Raw genomic sequence first — 19,669 nt, forward strand, 5'->3', positions numbered from 1 at the left:
GGCCCGGGGGCGCCCCCCGCCCCCCGCCGCCCCCCCCCGCCCCCCCCGGGCCGGGCGGGGGGGGGGGGCCCCCGCCCCCCCCCCCGCCCCCCCCCCCCCCCCGCCGCGCCCATCATGGAAAACGGGGCCGAAGCCCCGTCCTGTTCCGTCTCGGCGAAATGCCTTACTTGCCGACCTGCGTCGGCATCGCCGGCGCCGTCGTGCGCTGGATCGGCTTCCAGGTCTTGAGGCGTTCGAGGACGCTCGCGACACCTGCTTCGAGCTGCACATCGCGGCCGGCGTTGACCGCCACCGGATCCAGATCGACGTCGATGTCCGGCGCGACGCCTTCGTTCTCGATGCGCCATTCGCCTTCCGGCGTGAAGAAGCGGAAGAACGGCACCACGAGGAAACCGCCGTCGATCAGGCCCGGGTTCGCCGAGATGCCGATCAGGCCGCCCCAGGTCCGCTTGCCGATCAATGGGCCCAGGCCCGTGCGCTTGAACGCATAGGGCATGAAGTCGCCGCCCGAGCCCGCGTCCTGGTCGATCAGCATCGCCTTCGGGCCGTAGATGGCGCCGGCGGGCGTGTCGTAGATCAGGCCGTCACGGTCCTTCCAGCTGCCCAGGTAGGCGCGGTTCAGCAGCTCGGTCACGTAGTTCGCCGCCTGGCCGCCGCCGTTGCGGCGGTCGTCGACGATCAGCCCCGGCTTGTCCACCTGGCCGAAGAACATCCGGTTGAAATGCTGGAAGCCCGGTCCCGCCGTGTCCGGCATGTAGACGTAGGCGATCTTGCCGCCGCTCAGGCGATCCACTTCCTCGCGGTTGTGGTCGATCCACGCCCACTGGCGCAGCCGGCCCTCGGTCGAGATCGGCTCGACGGTCACGCGTCGAGCGCCCTGCCCGCTCGCGTTGGCCGACACCGTCAGCTGCACCTGCTTGCCGACCGTGTTCTCCAGCTGCTGGTACAGGTTGTGCGCGCCGTCCACCGGCTGGCCGTTGACCGCCAGCAGGTAGTCGCCTTCCTTGACGCCCAGGCCCGGCGCCGCCAGCGGCGCCTTCAGGTAGGGATCCCAGCGGTCGCCCTTGAAGATCGTCTTGATGCGGTACTTGCCGTTCTCGACGCTGAAGTCCGCGCCCAGCAGGCCCACCGCGACACGCGGCTCCTGATGCACGTCGCCGCCGCCCACGCGGTTGTGGCCGACCTGCAGCTCGCCGATCATCTCGACCAGCAGGTCGTTCAGGTCCTCGCGGCGCTGGACGCCCGCCACCAGCGGCGCGTAGCGCTGATACACGCCCTTCCAGTCAAGGCCGTGCAGGTTGGGGTCGTAGAAGAACTCCTTCTCCATCCACCAGGTCTCGTCGAAGATCTGACGCCATTCGGCGCGCGGATCGACGCGCGTCTTCAGGCCCGACAGGTCGACGCCCTTGGTGTCGATCTTCTCCTTGGCATCGGCGATCTCCAGGCGGCCCCCGCCTTGGTTCAGCAGGATCTTCTTGCCGTCCGGACTGAGGCTGTAGCCCTCGATCTGCGGCTTGACCATCTTCGCCTTCTTCTCCTCGAAGTCGAAGCGGTACAGGTCACCCTTGCCACCGTTGCCGCCCTCGGCGTCGATCGATGCGCCCGGCTGCTTGCGCTCGATGTAGAACAGCGCGCCGTCGTCCGCGACGGCCAGATCGTCATACCGCGCCGTCGCCACCGGCAAGCCGACGATGCGGTCCTTCAGACCGGCGAAATCGATGCGCACCGGTTTGACCTTGGGCTTGACGTCCTTGCCTTCGTCCTTCTTGTCGGACTTCTTGTCGTCCTTGGCGTCCTTGGCGTCCTTCGACTCCTTGGCGTCCTTGCCGGCTTTCTCCGACTTCCCGGACTTGTCGTCCTTCTTGTCTTCGTCCGACTTCTTGTCCTTGCTGTCCTCGTCGCCGGCCTTGGATTCAAGCGGCGAGTTGCCGTCCGCGCGCAGCACCGCCGCGTACAGGCCCATGCGCACCGGGCGCTCCTGCGTGGACATGTCCAGGCCCACCTGCGCCGGCCCCGAATTGATCGACGCCGCGAAGAACAGCACGTCGCCCTTGGTCGAGAACGCCGGCAGGTTGGCGTGGCTCAGGCCGTCGGTGACGGTGTGCTGCCGACCGGTCTGGAAGTCGGCGATGCGCACCTGGCTGAAGAAGTTCCTGCCCACCACCGTGTAGGCCAGGTAGCGGCCGTCCGGCGAGAAACCGACGTCGAAACCGGCGCGGCGTTCGCTGCTGTCGATCTTCGTCAGCTTGCCCGACTGCGCGCCGGTCAGCGGCAGCTGGTACAGGTTCAGGTGGTTGTCCTGAAGCACCAGCCGCGCGCCGTCCGGCGACCACGCCAGCAGCGTGTAGTAACCGGTCTCGGGGAGCAGCAGCTTGCGCGCGGTCCTGTTGGCCGCCTGGTCGCCGAGCTGGTCGCGGATCACGACCTGGTGGCGCATGCCGGGCTCGTCGGAGACATAGGCGACCTGCTGGCCGTCGGGGCTCCACAGGGCATCCTTCTCGCGCACGCCGGAGGACTGGGTCAGGTTGCGCACCACGCCGTCCTTCACCGGCACGGTGAAGACCTCGCCGCGCGCGCTGATCACGACGCGCTTGCCGGTCGCCGACAGCGACGCGCCGGTGATGGTCTTCGCAGCGTCCTTCCATTGCACGCGCGCTTCGCTGCTGGGCTCGTTGAGCGCGATGCTCAGGAAGCGCGCGGTGCCGCCGTCGAGGCCGACCTCCTTCAACTGACCGCCCGCTTCGTACACGATGCGTCCGTCACGGCCGTCGGCGCTGCGGACGTCCCAGACGGTTTCCTTCGTCAGCTGGCGCAGCGCTTTCGTCCTGGTGTTGAACGCGAAGAGATTGGCCGCGCCATCGTTGCGGTCGGAGATGAAGACGACCTCGTCGCCCATCCAGATCGGGTTGCTGTCGGTGGCGTTGACGTGCGGGATCTGTTCCCAGGTCTTGCCCTTGGGGTCGAGGATCCAGATCGGCGGTGTGGAACCGCCGCGGCTCTGGCGCCAGCCGCTCGGACCGGTGTAGGCCGCGCCGTTGGGGCGGTAGGCCAGGCGCGTGCCATCGGGCGACCACACGCCTTCGTAGGCGACGGCCTCCATCACCTTCTGCTCGAAGCCGCCGTCCACCGGCACCTCGAACAGCTGCTTGCTGCGGGTGTTCAGCACCTCGCGGTTGGACGCGAAGAGCACCCGCTTGCCGTCGGGGCTCCAGCCGGTCACCTGATCGGCGGCCGGGTGCCAGGTCAGGCGACGGGGCTGACCGCCGGCGGCGGCGATCACGTAGACATCGGTGTTGCCGTCGTAGCCCGCGGAGAACGCGATCCACTGGCCGTCGGGCGAGAAGCGCGGCGCGAACTCACCGGCGGCGTGGCCGGCCAGGCGGCGCGGCTGGCTGCCGTCGCGGTTGGCGATCCACAGGTCGCCGCCGAAGACGAAGGCCAGATGGCGCGCGGACACGGCAGGATCGCGCAGCAGCAGCGTCACTGCGGGTGCTGGCGCGGCGGCGGAGGTGGCGGATGCGGTCGTGGTCGCGGCCTGTTGGGCCTGCGTGGGAGCCGCCGCGATCGCGGCGGTCAAGCTCAGGGCCACGGTGATGGCCTTGCTGAGGATGCTGTGTTGCATGTGGGCTTGTCGACGGTGAAAGGCAGCGGGCGAGGATAGCCCTGCGCTTTCGCCGTGACGAAGCTCACCCCCCGGGATTGCGCGCTCTGCGGGTCGGTGTTTTCCCGCGACTCAGACCGCGGGCTTGGCCCGCGAGGCGCGCCACCCGCCGTAGAGGGCGATCAGTCCGGGGATGAGGATCATGGCCCAGATGATCTTGCTGAGGTGGGTCTGCACGAAGGGGATGTTGCCGAAGAGGTAGCCCGCGAGCGTGAGGCCCACGACCCAGATCACGCCGCCGGCGACGTTGTAGGCGGTGAAGCGGCTGCGGGTCATCGCGGCGACGCCGGCCACGAAGGGCGCGAACGTGCGGATGAACGGCATGAAGCGCGCCAGGATGATGGTGACGCCGCCGTGCTTCTCGTAGAACTCGTGCGCGGCGTCGAAGGCGCGCTTGTTGAAGAAGCGCGACTGTTCCCACTGGAACACCTTGGGCCCGAAGTAGCGCCCGATCGTGTAGTTGCACTGGTCGCCCAGGATCGCCGCGACCAGCAGCACCGCGATCGCCAGCGGCAGGCTCATCAGCCCCGCGCCGCACAGCGCGCCGACGACGAACAGCAGCGAGTCGCCCGGCAGGAACGGCATCACGACGAGGCCGGTCTCCACGAACACGATCAGGAAGAGCAACGCGTACACCCACATCCCGTAGGCGGCCACGAACTCGGCGAGGTGCTTGTCGACGTGCAGGATGAAGTCGACGAGGAAGTGCATCAGGTCCATGGGCGCGGATTATGGCGGGCGGTTTCCGAAGTACTCATGAAGAAACGGGAGAGCGCTGCCCCGGAAATGCCATCCGGCAAAGCCGTGCGGGCCGGGAATGTGGTCCACCGAACAGAGTCATGCCCACCTCACCCGCCTCACCCTCTCACCCGAGTCACCTCTTGACCCTCTTGACCCTCCTGACCGTCCTGTCAGCCGTGGTCGGCCCCGGAACCGCACCACCTTCTACAATCGCCCCATGGACGACACCCTCGCCCCGACGGCGAATGCCGCGGCCGCTTTCGATACCGCCGCCCCCGCGGGCCGGCGCGCGATCCGCGAACTCCCCGATGAACTGATCTCCCAGATCGCCGCCGGCGAGGTGGTGGAACGTCCGGCATCCGTCGTCCGCGAACTCGTGGACAACGCCCTGGACGCCGGCGCCGGCCAGATCCAGCTCAAGCTGGTCGCCGGCGGCATCCGCAGCCTGATCGTCGAGGACGACGGCCACGGCATCCCGGACGGCGAACTTCCCCTGGCCATCAAGCGCCACGCGACCAGCAAGATCGGCACCCTCGACGACCTCGAAGCCGTCGCCACGATGGGCTTCCGCGGCGAGGCGCTCGCCGCCGTGTCTTCCATCGCCGAACTGGCGCTGGTGTCCCGCTACACCGGCGCCGCCCACGCCTGGCGCCTGGAAGCGCGCACCGGCGAACTCAGCCCGGCCGCCCGCGCCAGAGGCACCTCCGTCGAAGTCCGCGAGCTGTTCTTCAACACGCCCGCCCGCCGCAAGTTCCTCAAGAGCGAGAGCACCGAACTCGCCCACTGTCTCGAAGCGCTGCGCCGCCACGCGCTGGCCCGCCCCGACGTCGGCTTCGCCGTCTGGCACGAGGGCAAGCTGGTCGACCAGTGGCGCGCCGCTCCGCTGCCGCAACGCATCGCCGAAGTGCTCAACGAGGACTTCATCGCCCAGAGCCGCGAGGTCTTCGCCGAAGTCGGCCCGATGCGCATTCACGGCCGTGTGGGCCTGCCCGAGGCCGCCCGCGCCCGCGCCGACATGCAGTACGTCTACGTCAACGGCCGCTATGTGCGCGACAAGCTGATCTCGCACGCGATCCGCTCGGCCTTCGACGACGTGCTGCACGGCCATCGCCAGCCGAGCTACGTGCTGTTCATCGACGTCCAGCCCGAGCTGGTCGACGTCAACGTCCATCCCACCAAGATCGAGGTCCGCTTCCGCGACGGCCGCGAGATCCACCAGCAGGTGCGCCGCGCCGTGGTCGCCGCCCTGGCGCTCTCGCGCAGCAGCGAGGAAGGCCAGCCCGGCGCCGCCAGCGCGACCTCCGCCGACCCCGCCGCCCCCACCGGCCGTCAGCGCTGGACCGGCACGCCGGCCTGGGAACAAGGCGGCATGGCGGGTGCTTCCGGTGCTTCCAGCGCTTCCGGCGCCGTGAGCACGGACGGACAAGCGAGCCGTGGCGCAGCCAGCCGCGCCGCGTATGAGCCTGCGGCGCCGTACACCGCGCCGTCCGCCCGGTTTGCCGGTCCCGAAGGCTGGCGCGCGCCCATCCCCACCCGCGCGCAGACGGCACTCGCGCTCGAACAGGCCGAGGCGCTGTACCGCGCCGCGCCCACTGGCGGACTGCCGACCGCGCCGGCTTCGGCCTCCGCGCTGTCGGCGCTGGGCGCCGCACCCGCCGGCCCCTTGCCGGCCAGCCAGGCCGGTGAGTGGCCGCTGGGCCGCGCGATCGCGCAGATCCAGGGCGTGTACGTGCTGGCCGAGAACGCGCAGGGCCTGATCATCATCGACATGCACGCGGCCCATGAGCGGGTCGTCTATGAGCGCCTGAAGACCGCGCTCGGCGAGACCCGCATCGATTCGCAGCCGCTGCTGATCCCCGTCACCTTCGCCGCGACGCCGGCCGAGATCGCCACCGCCGAGGCGCAGGCCGAGACGCTGCAGCGACTGGGCCTCGACATCTCGCCGCTCTCCGCCAAGGTGCTGGCCGTGCGCGAACGTCCGGCCCTGCTCGCCGGCGGCGATGTCGTCGAGCTCGCACGCGGCGTGCTGGCCGAACTGGCGCAGTTCGACGCCAGCCATGCGATCGAGCGCGCGCAGCACGAGATCCTCGCCACCATGGCCTGCCACGGCGCGGTGCGGGCCAATCGCCAGCTGACGATCGACGAGATGAACGCGCTGCTGCGCGACATGGAACGCACCGAGCGCGCCGACCAATGCAACCACGGTCGACCGACCTGGCGACAACTGACCCTGCGCGACCTGGACGCGCTGTTCCTGCGCGGGCGCTGAGTTCCGGCGACTGATCCCCTCGCCTATCGTCCGCCCCTTTTCGTTCCGGCTCGTTCCCGTCCGCTCCCCTCGCTCCCTTCTACCCCGGCGGATCCCCGCAACCCACACCCCGAAGCAGTACCGACATGGCCACGCTCAAACTCAACAAGAACAAACCGGCCGATGCCAAGTCGGCGGACGACAAGGGGCCGCGCCGCGCGCCGCTGCGCGGCAAGGGCGTCAACAAGCCCCGTCCGACGCTGGCGCAGGCGCAGACCGAGCGCGCCGAACGCGAAGCCGCGTTCCAGCAGCGCCTGGCCGAGGAAGGCCGGCAGCGCCGGGATCCGCGCCAGGATCCGCGCCGCGACGATCGCGGCCAGGACGCCCGCGGTCCGCAAGGACGCGACGACCGCCGCGGCGGTCCCGGCCGGCCGCCGCGCGAAGGCGGCTATGGCGATCGGCCCGATCGCGGCCCGCGTCAGGACGATCGCGGCGGCCCACGCGGCCCGGGCGACCGCCCCGGCTTCTCGAGTGGACGCCCGGAAGGCGGAGACCGGCGCCCGTACGGCGACCGGCCGCGTTCCGACGACCGACCCCGCTTCGACAGCGACCGTCCCCGTCGCGACGACCGTTACGGCGATCGCCCGCAAGGGGATCGGCCTTACGGCGACCGTCCGCGCGGGGATCGTCCGGATCGTCCGGATCGTCCGGATCGTCCGGATCGTCCGGATCGTCCGGATCGTCCGGATCGTCCCTATGGCGACCGCCCGCAGCGGGATCGCGCCTACGGCGACCGTCCTCCAGGCGACCGCCCGCAGGGCGATCGGCCCTACGGTGATAGGCCCTACGGCGACCGCCCCCGTCGCGACGACCGCGGCGGCGATCGCTACGCCCGCAGCAACGAAGGATCGCGCTACGGCAACGGGCCTGGGAATGCTCCCGGCAACGGTCCCGGCGCCCGCTACGGCGAGGACCGCCCCCGCCGCGCGCCTCACGGCGACCGCGACGCGGGCCATCCCTCGGACGTGCACGCCCGCGCCGAACGCGAGGAGCGCGCCGAGCGCACCGATCGTCCGCGCCGGCCGGACGCGCCGCGCCAACCCGCGCCCGTGCGCCTCGCCGACCAGGACGCCGGCGAGCGGCTGTCCAAGCGCATGAGCGAGCTCGGCCTGGCCTCGCGCCGCGAAGCCGACGAGTGGATCGAGGCCGGCTGGGTGACCGTCCACGGCCAGCTCGCCACGCTGGGCCAGCGCGTCGGTCCGGAGGCGAAGATCGAGGTCGATCCCGCCGCCCGCGAACAGCAGGCGCAGCGCGTGACCATCCTGCTGCACAAGCCCATCGGCTACGTCTCCGGCCAGGCCGAGGACGGCTATGAGCCGGCGTCGGTGCTGGTCAAGGCCGACACGCACTGGGGCGAGGACCCGTCCAAGATCCATTGGGCGCCGGGCCACGGCCGCGGACTCGCGCCGGCCGGCCGCCTGGACATCGATTCCACCGGCCTGCTGGTGCTGACGCAGGACGGCCGCATCGCGCGCCACCTGATCGGCGAGGAGTCCGACGTCGAGAAGGAGTACCTGGTCCGCGTCGCCGTGGAGAACGGCGATCCGGCGCTGCATCCGCAGCAGTCGCTCGACCCGCGCGCGATCGCGATGCTGACGCACGGTCTGGAACTGGACGGCGTGCAGCTCAAGCCCGCCAAGGTCAGCTGGGCCAATGAAGACCAGCTTCGCTTCGTCCTGCGCGAGGGCCGCAAGCGCCAGATCCGCCGGATGTGCGAGCTGGTCGGCCTGAAGGTGCTGGGCCTCAAACGCGTGCGCATCGGCCGCATCCCGCTGGGTCAGCTGCCGCCCGGGCAGTGGCGCTACCTCGCGCCCTGGGAGCGCTTTTGAGCGGTGCGTCGACGGCCGGCGTCGGTGGGCGTGATGGCGGTCGTGATGGCGACCTGAGCCCGCTCTGCCTCGCCGGTCCCACGGGCTGCGGCAAGACCGCCGCGGCGCTCGCGATCGCGCGCCGCCAGCCGGTCGAGATCATCAGCGTGGACTCCGCGCTGGTGTACCGCGGCATGGACATCGGCACCGCCAAGCCGACCCCGGACGAACTCGCGTCGGTCCCGCACCATCTGATCGACATCCTGGAGCCGACGCAGAGCTACTCCGCCGCGCAGTTCGTGCGCGACGCGCTGCGGCTCGTGCCGGAGATCCAGGCCCGCGGCGCGCGTCCGCTGCTCGTGGGCGGCACGATGCTCTACTTCAAGGCGCTCTTCGACGGCCTGTCGGAACTGCCGCAGGCCGATCCCGCGCTGCGCGCGCAGCTCGACGCCGACGCGGCCCGCGACGGCTGGCCCGCGATGCACGCGCGGCTGGCCGCGCTCGATCCGGAAACGGCCGCGCGCCTGGCACCGCTGGATGCGCAGCGCATCCAGCGCGCGCTGGAGGTCTGCCTGCTCAGCGGCGAGCCGATGTCGGTGTTGTATCGACGCCAGCGTTCGCAGGGCGTCGACTGGCCGCTGCTCTCCCTCGAACCCTCGGACGCGGCGCGCGCCTGGCTGCATGCGCGGCTGGCGCAACGCTTCGCGCTGATGCTGGAACAAGGCTTCATCGACGAGGTCCGCCGCCTGCGCGCGCGCGGCGACCTGCACCTCGGCCTGCCGGCCATGCGCTGCGTCGGCTACCGGCAGGCGTGGGAACTGCTCGACGCGAACGAGGCCGCGCCTGACCTCGTCGCGCTGCAGGCGCTGGGCACCGCCGCGACGCGCCAGCTCGCCAAGCGCCAGATCACGTGGCTGAGGAGCATGCCGGAACGACGCGTCGTGCCCGCCGAGTCGCCAGGTGCGATCGACGGACTGGTCGCGCTGACGACCCGATCCAGAGCGCCGGGGCCAGCCTCGTCAGCGTGACCCGCAGCAGTTTTCGCGTATTCATGACACCGAGGCGCGACCCTGCCCTGGCGCGGTTCGCGGAAGGCGTCTCGCCGCCGGAGGCGCACCTTCCTCGACATCACGTCGGGGCTCGGCGACCTGGCGCGCACATGCTCGCCATTGCCCTCCCCGCGCCGGATCAAGCCGTCCAGAAAGCGGTCCATCGGATCCTCCTCCTCCTCCTCCGACGACGACGACGCGCCCATGGGCGCCTCATTCCGCAGGGAGACCGGGAACGACGATGAAAAGGGGCACCAGGCGAAGCGAGAAAAAAGCATGGGACGTGATCCTTCCAGGTTGGAACTCCGCGGTGGAACGCCGCGGTGGCACTCTGCGGGTTTGCGGTCGACCTCAGTGGCGTGTCCGATGCAACCCTGCAGGCGCGGGTGCGCGTCCGTCCGCTGGGCGATCCTTGAGCGATGCGACCGGGCCGGCGGCGGCGGTCCCGCGCGGCCGGTCCACAATCGGCGGATCGGTCCCCGCTACTCGAGGACGATTGCGACGATGGTTTCCACGATGGATGTCCCGCTCCTCACGGCCACCGGCCTGACCAAGCGCTACGGCGCGCAGACGCTGTTCGAACACCTGTCGCTGACGCTGCACCGCGGCGAGATGCTCGCGCTGCTCGGCGAATCCGGCAGCGGCAAGTCGACGCTGCTGAACGGCCTGGCCGCGCTGGAGCCGCTGGACCGGGGTCAGGTCGTGCTGCTGGGGCGCGACATCCTGTCGCTGGACGAATCCGGCCAGGCGCAGCTGCGTCGCGAGCAGCTGGGATTCGTGTTCCAGGCCTTCCACGTGCTGCCCCACCTGAACGTGCACGACAACGTCGCGCTGCCGCTGCTGCTGCAGGGCAAGCCCGACGCGAAGCGTGTGGCCGAGATGCTGGACGCGGTCGGACTCTCCGCGCAGGCGCGGCATCTGCCGCGCCAGTTGTCGGGCGGCCAGCTGCAGCGCGTCGCGATCGCCCGCGCGCTGGTGCACCGGCCCGTGCTGGTGCTGGCCGACGAGCCCACCGGCAACCTCGACCCCGCCCACGCCGACCAGGTCATGCGGCTGTTGCGCCAGCAGTTGCTCGAGCAGCACGCGGCCTGCCTGTTGGTGACGCACTCGGCCCACGCCGCGGAGCTCGCGGACCGCCGCCTGCGGCTCGAGAACGGCCACCTCGTCGAGGCCTGAGAAGGACCGACGCCGCGATGAACACGAACACGGGCGCCTCCACCACACCCGCCGTCGCGGCTGGCCTGCGCCGCGCGTGGGGCTGGTGGTGGCAGCTGTCGTGGCCGGCGCTGCGCCAGCAGTGGGGCCGGCAGCTCGCGGCGCTGCTGACAATCGCCTTGGGTCTCGCGCTGGCCGGGGCCGTGCACTGGATCAACGCATCGGCACTGGCGCAGTTCGAGTCCGCCGCACGGCAGAGCAGCGCCCAGGCCGACACCGAACTCACCCCCGCGCCGGGGACGGCCGCGCTGTCCGACCGCTACTTCGGCGAACTCGCCGCGCGCGAGGACATCGCCGCGCTCGCGCCCCGGCTCGACGCCAGCATCCGGCTGCAGGGCCGCGACGGCGCGTGGCAGCGCGTGCGACTGATCGGGCTGGATCTGGTGCAGCTCGGCGCCTTCCATCCCCAATGGTTCCCGCGCCTGGCCGGCGCCGACCTCGGCCGCGCGCTGCGCGAGCCGGCGCTGCTGGTCAGCGACGCGGCGTGGGCGCGACTGGGCTTCGACACGCCGCCCGCCTCGCTCCGCGTCGACCTGCCCGACGAGCCGGCCCCGCTGCCCGTCGCCGGCCGCGTGCCGGACCGCCAGCAGCCGCTGGTGATCGTCGACATCGCCTGGGCGCAGCAACTCCTGCGTCGCCCCGGACAGATCGACGCGATCCTGCTGCGCATGGCGCCGGGCCGCGCGGTGCCCGCCGACTGGCCGGCCGGCGTCCAGGCCCAGGCGCCCCAGGACCAGGCCCGTCAGCAAGCCGACGAGGCGCGCCGCCTCACGCGCGCCTACCGGCTCAACCTCGGCGTGCTGTCGCTGATGGCGCTGTTCGTCGGCGCGTTCATGGTCTTCGCCGTGCACAGCCTGTCGGTGGCGCAGCGGCTGCCGCAGCTCGCGCTGCTGGGCGTGCTCGGCATGAGCGCGCGGCAACGGCTCGCACTGCTGGTGTCGGAAGCGCTGGCGCTCGGACTCGCCGGCGCGGTCCTGGGACTCGGCCTGGCCGTCGCACTCGCGGAGCTCGGCCTGCATGCGCTGGGCGGCGATCTCGGCAGCGGGCTGACCGGCCTCAGCGGCGGACGTCCCGAGTTGCAGCTCTCGGCGGCCTCGATCGCGGGGCTGCTCGCGCTGGGGCCGCTGGTGAGCCTCGGTGCCGCCGCCCTGCCCCTGATGCGCCTGCGCGGGCTCCCAGTGGCGCAGGTGCTCAAGGGACTGGGCAGCGGCGGCGACGCCGGCCGCTGGTGGTGGATGGGCCCGGTGCTGCTGGCCGCGGCCTGGCCGCTGACGTGGCTGCGGCCGGTCTTCGGACTGCCGCTCGGGACCTATGCGGCGATGGTCGCGCTGCTGCTCGGCGCGCTGGGCACGGTGCCCTTCGTCCTTCGCGCGATCACCGGTCTGCTGCGCGGCTGGGCGGCGCGGCGCGCCCTGCCGCTGCTGGCCGTCGAGCGCGCCCGCGACCAGGCGGGTGACGCCGGCCGCCTGATCGCCGGCGTGCTGGTCGCGCTGGCGCTCGCCGTGGCGATGCTCGTCATGGTCGCCAGCTTCCGCAACTCGTTGGACCAGTGGCTGACGGACATGCTGCCCGCCGACCTCTACCTGCGCCAGACCGCCCGCGACAGCGCCCAGCAGGGCCAGCCGATGCCGCCGGGACTGGCCGCGTCGGCGGCCGCGCTGCCGGGCGTCGAGCGCGTGGCAGCGCAGCGCAGCCGCGCGATCGGGATCCGGGTGCGCGGCATGACCGGCGGCACGACGCTGCTGGCGCGGCCGCTCGATCACCGGCTGCCGCTGCAGGGCGAGGCCGTCGCCTTGCCGGACGGCCTGCAGCCCGTGTACATCAACGAGGCGATGCGCGACGAGCTCCGGCTCGCGCCCGGCGACCGCTTCATGCTGCGGCTCGACGGACGTCAACTGCCGGTCGGCGTGAAGGCGATCTGGCGCGACTACAGCCGCCAGAGCGGCGCGGTGCTGATGGAACGTCGCGACTGGGAACGGCTCAGCGGCGACGCCGCGATCACCGAACTCGCGCTGTGGCTGAAGCCCGGCGCAGACCCCGTGGCCGTGCAACAGGCACTGCGCGAGGTCTCCGGCGCGCCGGAGTCGCTGGAGATCGCATCCGCTGGCGAGTTGCGGCGCTTCTCACTGGAGATCTTCGACCGCAGCTTCGCGATCACCTACTGGCTGCAGGCGGTAGGACTCGGGCTGGGTCTGTTCGGCGTCGCGGCCAGCCTGTCGGCGCAACTGCTGGCGCGCCGGCGGGAATTCGGCCTGCTGCTGCACCTCGGCCTGACGCGCGCCATGCTGCGCCGGCTGGTCCTCGCCGAGACGCTGCTGCAGGCGCTGGCCGGCGCGCTCTTGGGCCTGCTGGTCGGACTGGCCATCAGCGCGGTGCTGGTGTTCCGGCTCAATCCGCAGAGCTTCCACTGGAGCATGGACTGGTCCATCCCCGGCTGGCGCGTCGCCGCGCTGCTGGCGGCGAGCCTGATCGCCACCGGCGCGACCGCGGCCTGGGCCAGCGCACGCGCGTTGCGCGCCGGTCGCGGCGAAGCCCTGCGCGCCGTGCGGGAGGATTGGTGATGATCGGACGACGTCCCCTGGTGAACGTCCTCGGGCTGGCGGCGCTGGTCACGGCGCCGGGGACGGCGTCTGCCCGGGACCGGGCACCGGAGGCGCTGTCCGTCGCGCCGCTGCACTTTCCGCGCGACCATGGCGCGCACCCCGAGACGCGCGTCGAGTGGTGGTACGTGACCGGTGTGCTCCGCACGGCGTCAAGGCCGGCAGCCCGGACCACGGACGAGGCCCGACCGGACTTCGGTTTCCAGCTCACCTTCTTCCGTACCCGATACGACTTGAAGCGTCCGCTGTCATCCGCCTTCGCGCCGGACCAGCTGATGCTGGCGCACGCGGCGATCTCGGACCTGGGCCGGCAACGCCTGCTGCACGATCAACAGGTGCTGCGCCACGGTTTCGCGAACGCGCGGACGGCGCTCGACGACACCCGCGTGCGCCTGGGCGGCTGGCAGTTGCGTCGCGTCGACGGAGCGCAAGGCCGCAGCCGCTACGCGCTGCTGATGGCGAGCGAGACCGCCGGTTTCGCGCTCGAGCTGACACTGGATGCGCCGCAGCCCCCGTTGCTGCAAGGGCGCGCAGGCTGGTCGCGCAAGGGCCCGGATGCACAGCAGGCCAGCCGCTACGTCAGCGAACCGCAGTTGACCGGCGTCGGCCGGCTGGCATTGCGCGACGGCGGCACACGCGAGGTGCGGGCCCGCGCCTGGCTGGATCACGAGTGGAGCAACCAGTACCTCGGTCGCGGCGCCGACGCGTCGCCGGACCGCGCAGTCGGTTGGGACTGGCTGGGAATCAACCTCGACGACGGCGCGTCGCTCACGCTGTTCCGCATGCGAGCCCAAGACGGCTCGATGATCTGGAGCGGCGGGAGCTGGCGCGCGCCGACGGGCGGCACGCCGGTCGACTTCGAGCAGCAGGTCCAGTTCGAGCCGCTGGCGTCCTGGAAGAGCCCGGTCAGCCTTGCGAGCTATCCGGTCCGCTGGCGGATCCGGACGCCGCGCGGCGTGTTCGTGGTCGAGGCCGCGTACGCCGCGCAGGAGATCGACGCGCGCCGCAGCACCGGCTTCCCCTACTGGGAAGGCGTGGCGCGCGTGGCCGACGAGGCCGGCCGCACGCTGGGCTGGGGCTACCTGGAGATGACGGGCTACGCAGGTCGGGTGCCGCTCTAGCGTCCGCCTACGCCGGACGTGTGCCGCTGTAGCGGTTGCGCCCGGACGGGATCGCCGCATAGGCGCGCACGCAGTTGCACCCGGCGCCGCGCGCCATTGCCAGCGCCTGCCGGGCCTGCTGCAGCAACTGGTCCGCGCCCTGCTGCGGCTCGCGCCGCCAATCCTGCCAGTGGGCCAGACCCAGGCTCGCGCTCAAGGGCAGCGACTGCCCCTGCCAGCGGTAGTCGAGCGCGGCGACGCGGGCGCGCAGACGGTCCGCCGCGTCCAGCGCGCCCAGCGGATCGGTGCACGGCAGGTAGGCGGCCCAGACGCCACGCGGCAGCGGCAGCAGCCAGTCGCCGCCGCGCAGTTGCTGTCGCACCAGTTGATCGAGGCGCTCGTCCAGCGCCTGCAGGCACTCGTCGCCGTGCTGCTGCTGCAGCCGCGCCCAGGGGTCGAGCTCCAGGAGCATCAGCACGCCGTCGTGGCGGTGCCGCTGGGCGCGGGCGGCCTCGCGTTTGAGGTCGTCCATCAGCTGCGCCTCGTCGGCGGCGGCGGTCCGCGCCGGCGGCTCGCGGCGCGCCTGCCAGCGCCGCCGCAGGAAAGTCCACCAGGCCCCGGGGCCCCTGTCCGAGTCTTGAGCCATGCGCCCACCTTCGCCGGAGATGAGGATCGATTGCAGCACAGGAGCAAGCCGCGCGCCGCCCCCTTGAGCGAGGGAGGATAGGCGCTTGCGCCACGGTCCGTCGCGTCAGTTGTAACGAATCCGGATGCGCTGCAAGGACGTGTGCGCCAGCGCGACCGCTGCTCTACAGTTGGCGGCTGTGTCCAGCGCCCGCGGCCCGGCCGCCCTGCCCGTGCACGCCACTCCCGAGCGAGACTCCACGTTCAATGAACCGACCGCTCCGCCGCCCGGCGATCTGCCGATGCCGGCCGTCGTCGGTGCGCTGCTGGTCCTGCTGATCGGCCTGGCGCTGACGCTCAGCGCGATGCTCTGGAACCGCAACCGCGTCGTCGCCGAGGGCCATCGGGTGCTCGAACGCCAGATGGAGCGCCTGGAGCGCGACGTCGTCCAGCGTTTCATCCAGCCGGTCTATGGCCTCAAGGGCGCGCGCGGGACGATCGCCGCGATGCATGGGCGGATCGACCGGACCGCCTTCCGCGCCTACGTCCAGTCGCGCGACCTGCCGCGTGAATTCCCCGGCGTGCGCGGCTTCGGCTTCGTGCCGCGCGTGATGCGCGCCGACCTTGCCGCCTTCGTCGCCGCCGAGCGGGCCGACGGCGCGCCCCAGTTCGCGGTGCGCAGCTTCGACGACGCCGCGCCGGATCTCTTCGTCGTCTCGCACATCGAGCCGCTCTCGCAGAACTACCCGGCGTGGGGTTTCGACCTCGGCTCGGAGTCGATACGCCGCCGCGCCATCGAGCAGGCCATCGCCACCGGCGAGGCGACCCTGTCCGCGCCGGTCCCGCTGGTCCAGGACCACGCGCACGGCCCCGGCCTGCTGCTGCTGGTGCCCGTCTTCCGCGAGGGCGCCGATCCCGTCACGCCCGAGCAGCGGCGACAGGCGCTGGTGGGCGTGCTCTACGCGCCGCTGGTGGCGCAGGAGATCCTGCACGGCCTCAAGGAGGGCCTCGCGGCCGCGCCGATGGACTTCCGGCTGCTGGTCGACGACCACACCCCGATGGAGGACCTGCTGCTGGACTCCGTCACCGGCATCCAGCCGCTGGACGCCCCGGCGACGTCGCGTGCCGGCTACGACGCCCGCCTCGTCAAGGACGAGCACCTGGTGGAGATCTCCGGCCGCGCCTTCCGCGTCGAGGCCGCGCTGACGACCGCCTATGAGCGCAAGATCATCGACGCGGCGAGCTGGGAGCCCGGCCTCGTCGGCCTGGTGCTGACGACGCTGCTGTCGGCGATGACCTACCTGCTGGCGGCCGGGCGAGCACGCGTGCAGGCGCTCGCCGACACGATGACGGAGGACCTGCGCCGCGTGACGCTGGATCAGCAGGCGATGCTGGACACCGAGGTCATCGCCATGGCCAAGCTGCGCGGGCGGCACATCGTGTGGAAGAACGGCGCGCTGGAACGGCTGTTCGGCTACGAGAAGGACGGCCTGCTGGGCCTGCCGGTGCGTGACCTCTACATCGACGAGGAGAGCTTCGCCGCGCTCGGTCGCAACGCCTATCCGGTGCTGCGGCGCGGCGGGCATTACCGCAGTCAGCAGCAGATGCGGCGCAAGGACGGCAGCCTGGTCTGGGTGGACCTGAACGGCGTCACCCTGCCCGGCGAGCGCGACGAGGAGACCACCCTCTGGATGATGGTCGACATCACCCAGAGCAAGGCCTACGAGGCCCGCGTCGAGCGCGCCGCCTTCCACGACGCGCTCACCGGCCTGCCCAACCGCGTGCTGCTGGCCGACCGGCTGCGACAGGCGATCGCCTCGGCCCAGCGCCAGAAACACGCGGTGGCGGTGGTCAACATGGACCTGGACGGCTTCAAGGCCGTCAACGACACCCACGGCCACGACGCGGGCGACGAGGTGCTGAAGACCGTCGGGGAGCGGCTCACGGCCGGGATCCGGGCGACGGACACGGCTGCGCGGCTGGGCGGCGACGAGTTCGTGGTGCTGCTGTCGCCGTTGCCTTCGCCGACCGACAGTCGTGCCGTGTGCGAGCGGCTGCTGCGCGCCATCCTCGAGCCGGTCCGTCTGAGTTCAGGCGCGACGGTGCAGGTCGGCAGCAGCCTGGGCGTCGCGCATTTCCCGCTCGACGGCGTCGACGCCGACGTCCTGATGAGTCGCGCGGACCAGACGATGTTCGAGTGCAAGCGCGCCGGTCGCTGCCGGATCCGCTGGCTCAACGGCGCGCTGCCGCCGGACGAGGTCGACCTGTCCGCGCTGCGGCGGGGACCGGCGTCCCCGGCTCCGCCGGGAGCCGGCGCGCGGGAAGATGACCACAGTCACGCACGCTGAGCGCGTCGTACAGTCGGACGATGACGATCCTGACCACCCCTCGCCTTCGCCTGGAGCCGATGACCGGCGCCCACCGCGACGGCCTGTTCGAGATGAACCGCGATCCCGAGGTGATGCGCTACATCACCGGCAAGCCCGACACGCTGGCGGACACGCAGGCCATGATCGACCGGGTCCAGCAGCGCTGGAGCGACTGGGGCTTCAGCTGGTGGACCTTCTTCGAGGTGCGGACCGGCGAGATCGTCGGCGCCGGCTGCATCCAGCACCTGCGCGGCGAGACCACGAATCCGCATGAGATCGGCTGGCGCCTGCGCCGCGACCGCTGGAGCCGGGGCTACGGTTCGGAAGCGGCGCGACGGATGGCGGCCTTCGCGTTCGACGAGCTGAAAGCCCCCGAGATCGTGGCGGTCTGCGAGCCGGAAAACGAGGGCTCTGCGCACATCATGAAGAAGCTCGGCATGCGCTACCGCGAGACGCAGCGCTGGCATGAGGCCGACATCGCGGTGTACGGCATGACCGTCGACGAATGGCGTCGCTCGCCGTCGGCCACCAGGGCGGCCGAGGACATGCGCGCCGCGACGCCTGCCATCCGCGACTGACCCGGCGTCAAAGGCCTCCGACGAAGTAGCGTTTGAGGCCGGACAGGATCATCTCGACCGCGATGGCCGTCAGCACCAGGCCCATCAGCTTCTCGATCGCGGAGACGACCGAGTCGCCCAACAGCTTGCGGATCCGGTCCGCCAGGATGAGTGCGAGGAACGAGATCACCATCGCGGTGAACAGCGCGCCAATCCATTCTGCGACGCGGTCCGGCTGGCGCGAGGCCAGCAGCAGCACCGTTGCCATCGCCGACGGGCCGGCCAGCAGCGGCACCGCCAGCGGGAAGATGAAGGGCTCGCGGCCGGTCTCCACGCCGTAGGCGGATTCGCCGGCGTGGCTGAAGATCATCCGGATCGCGATGATGATCAGGATCACGCCGCCGGCGACCTCGAGCGAGCGCTCGGACAGGTGCATCAGGCGCAGGAAGCCCTCCCCCAGGAACATGAAGGCGAGTAGCACGCCGAAGGCGATGCCGACCTCGCGCAGCGCGACCTTCAGCCGGCGCTCGCGCGGCACGGCCCGCATGATCGGGATGAAGATGGGCAGGCTGCCCAGCGGGTCGAGCACCAGCAGCAGCAGGATGAGGGCGGAGAGGAAACTGTGATCCATGGGGCGGGATTCTCGCCGATGGCGGACCGGGCACGGCCAGGCGTTGGGACGCCGCCACGCACACTTCGTTCATCGCGGTCCGTAGAATCGCAACAATTCCTCGCCATGACACCGATGACGAACAAGATGAACGATCGATCGGACAAGAAGACGTCCCCGCCCCGCCCCATCGGCCCGGTGTCGCTGGACGCGATCGACCTGCGGATCCTGGAGGCCTTGCAGCGCGACGGCCGGATGTCCAACGTCGACCTCGCCACCCAGGTCCACCTGTCGGCGCCGCAGTGCTTCCGCCGCGTGCGCGCACTGGAGGAGCGCGGCGTGCTGCGCGGCTACCGCGCCGATGTCGCGCCGCTCGCGCTGGGGCTGAGCGTCACCGCCTACGTGAGCCTGAACATCACCGCGCCGGCCTTCGTCCGCGTGCGGGAGATCGAGTCGCTGATCCGCGACTTTCCCGAGATCCTCGAGTGCCACACCGTGTCGGGGGACTCGGACTACCTGCTCAAGGTGGTCGCGCGCGACCTGCAGGCCTTGTCCAAGTTCCTCACCGACAAGCTGATGCAGCTGGACGGCGTCGCCGACGTGCGCTCGATGATCTGCCTGGAGGAGATCAAGCCGCCGGCGGGGCTGCCGGTGGCTTAAGCGCCGGCGGCCCCGCCGAGCTCGACGGCGTTGCGGATACCGCTCAGCACGTAGGTCAGCAGACCGGATTCATCCAGCAGCCGCTGACGCATCTGCTGCGGCATGGACCGTCGCTCCATCGCCAGGTCGAGCAACAGCTGCCGCTGCGTGTCGGCGTGGGCACGCGCGTGCTGGAAGGCGCCGCCGCGCGCGTCCAGCCGCGACGCCATGCCGCCCAGCGCCTGCGGGTCATACCGACCGGCCGCCTTGACCGCCGCCTGCTGCAGGGATTGGGCGATGAATTCCTCTTCTTCGCTCCCGCCGGTGCCGCCATAGGTGTCGCGATAGCCGGTGCGCAGTTGTTCAACCAGCGGTCGCAACTGCAGCT

General features: G+C 71.4%; 14 protein-coding genes. 9 read left to right on the forward strand and 5 right to left on the reverse strand.

Annotated features, from left to right (window positions below; genetic code table 11):
- Positions 1–163 precede the first annotated feature (163 nt).
- Together PV762_RS17735 and PV762_RS17740 are read right to left on the reverse strand one after the other, a co-directional pair.
- A complete protein-coding gene (locus tag PV762_RS17735; RefSeq protein WP_421036327.1) occupies positions 164–3,622 on the reverse strand; it encodes a S41 family peptidase in 3,459 nt (1,152 codons plus the stop codon).
- 111 nt (positions 3,623–3,733) lie between these two features.
- Positions 3,734–4,381 (reverse strand): DedA family protein, encoded by a 648-nt coding sequence (locus tag PV762_RS17740; RefSeq protein ID WP_421036328.1) that lies wholly within the window; start codon positions 4,379–4,381, stop codon positions 3,734–3,736.
- A 238-nt stretch (positions 4,382–4,619) separates the two neighbouring features.
- Between PV762_RS17740 and mutL the strand changes: the two genes are divergently transcribed.
- The 6 genes from mutL to PV762_RS17770 all read left to right on the forward strand — a co-directional run bounded on the left by mutL (position 4,620) and on the right by PV762_RS17770 (position 14,503).
- A complete protein-coding gene (mutL, locus tag PV762_RS17745) occupies positions 4,620–6,671 on the forward strand; it encodes a DNA mismatch repair endonuclease MutL (RefSeq protein WP_421036330.1) in 2,052 nt (683 codons plus the stop codon).
- A gap of 125 nt (positions 6,672–6,796) precedes the next feature.
- Positions 6,797–8,539 carry a pseudouridine synthase gene (locus PV762_RS17750; RefSeq protein ID WP_421036332.1) on the forward strand — a complete coding sequence of 581 codons (1,743 nt, stop codon included), beginning with the start codon at positions 6,797–6,799 and terminating at the stop codon, positions 8,537–8,539.
- Between the two features lie 53 nt (positions 8,540–8,592).
- Positions 8,593–9,546 (forward strand): tRNA (adenosine(37)-N6)-dimethylallyltransferase MiaA, encoded by a 954-nt coding sequence (gene miaA / locus PV762_RS17755; protein ID WP_421036342.1) that lies wholly within the window; start codon positions 8,593–8,595, stop codon positions 9,544–9,546.
- A 537-nt stretch (positions 9,547–10,083) separates the two neighbouring features.
- Complete coding sequence (locus PV762_RS17760) at positions 10,084–10,743, forward strand: ABC transporter ATP-binding protein (RefSeq protein ID WP_421036333.1); 660 nt, start codon at positions 10,084–10,086, stop codon at positions 10,741–10,743.
- A gap of 17 nt (positions 10,744–10,760) precedes the next feature.
- Positions 10,761–13,343, forward strand: a complete 2,583-nt coding sequence (locus PV762_RS17765; RefSeq protein WP_421036334.1) for an FtsX-like permease family protein — start codon at positions 10,761–10,763, stop codon at positions 13,341–13,343.
- Positions 13,343–14,503, forward strand: a complete 1,161-nt coding sequence (locus PV762_RS17770; protein ID WP_421036335.1) for a lipocalin-like domain-containing protein — start codon at positions 13,343–13,345, stop codon at positions 14,501–14,503. The genes PV762_RS17765 and PV762_RS17770 overlap by 1 nt, the downstream gene beginning before the upstream one ends.
- 7 nt (positions 14,504–14,510) lie before the next feature.
- Here the strand turns inward: PV762_RS17770 and PV762_RS17775 are convergent, their stop codons facing one another.
- Positions 14,511–15,128, reverse strand: coding sequence for a GGDEF domain-containing protein (locus tag PV762_RS17775; protein ID WP_421036336.1), 618 nt, complete (start codon positions 15,126–15,128; stop codon positions 14,511–14,513).
- Between the two features lie 124 nt (positions 15,129–15,252).
- Here PV762_RS17775 and PV762_RS17780 point away from each other — a divergent pair, with 124 nt between their 5' ends.
- On the forward strand, positions 15,253–17,454 hold the full coding sequence (locus PV762_RS17780; protein WP_421036337.1) for a CHASE domain-containing protein: 2,202 nt from the start codon (positions 15,253–15,255) through the stop codon (positions 17,452–17,454).
- Positions 17,455–17,474: 20 nt separating this feature from the next.
- The gene (locus PV762_RS17785) at positions 17,475–18,053 is read left to right on the forward strand and encodes a GNAT family N-acetyltransferase (protein ID WP_421036338.1); all 579 of its coding nucleotides are present in this window, start codon (positions 17,475–17,477) and stop codon (positions 18,051–18,053) included.
- Positions 18,054–18,060: 7 nt separating this feature from the next.
- Here PV762_RS17785 and PV762_RS17790 read toward each other — a convergent pair whose 3' ends face one another.
- Positions 18,061–18,663, reverse strand: coding sequence for a MarC family protein (locus PV762_RS17790; RefSeq protein ID WP_421036340.1), 603 nt, complete (start codon positions 18,661–18,663; stop codon positions 18,061–18,063).
- Positions 18,664–18,789: 126 nt separating this feature from the next.
- Here PV762_RS17790 and PV762_RS17795 point away from each other — a divergent pair, with 126 nt between their 5' ends.
- Positions 18,790–19,302: an Lrp/AsnC family transcriptional regulator gene (locus tag PV762_RS17795; RefSeq protein ID WP_421036343.1), complete on the forward strand. Its 513-nt coding sequence runs from the start codon at positions 18,790–18,792 to the stop codon at positions 19,300–19,302.
- On the opposite strand, the gene PV762_RS17800 is transcribed toward PV762_RS17795, so the two are convergent.
- Positions 19,299–19,669: hypothetical protein (locus tag PV762_RS17800; RefSeq protein WP_421036341.1), on the reverse strand; the 371-nt coding region annotated here is incomplete at its 5' end. The two genes, PV762_RS17795 and PV762_RS17800, sit on opposite strands and share 4 nt — an antisense overlap.

It is taken from the genome of Mitsuaria sp. CC2 (assembly GCF_048957715.1).
In the GTDB taxonomy this organism is placed as follows: domain Bacteria; phylum Pseudomonadota; class Gammaproteobacteria; order Burkholderiales; family Burkholderiaceae_C; genus Roseateles.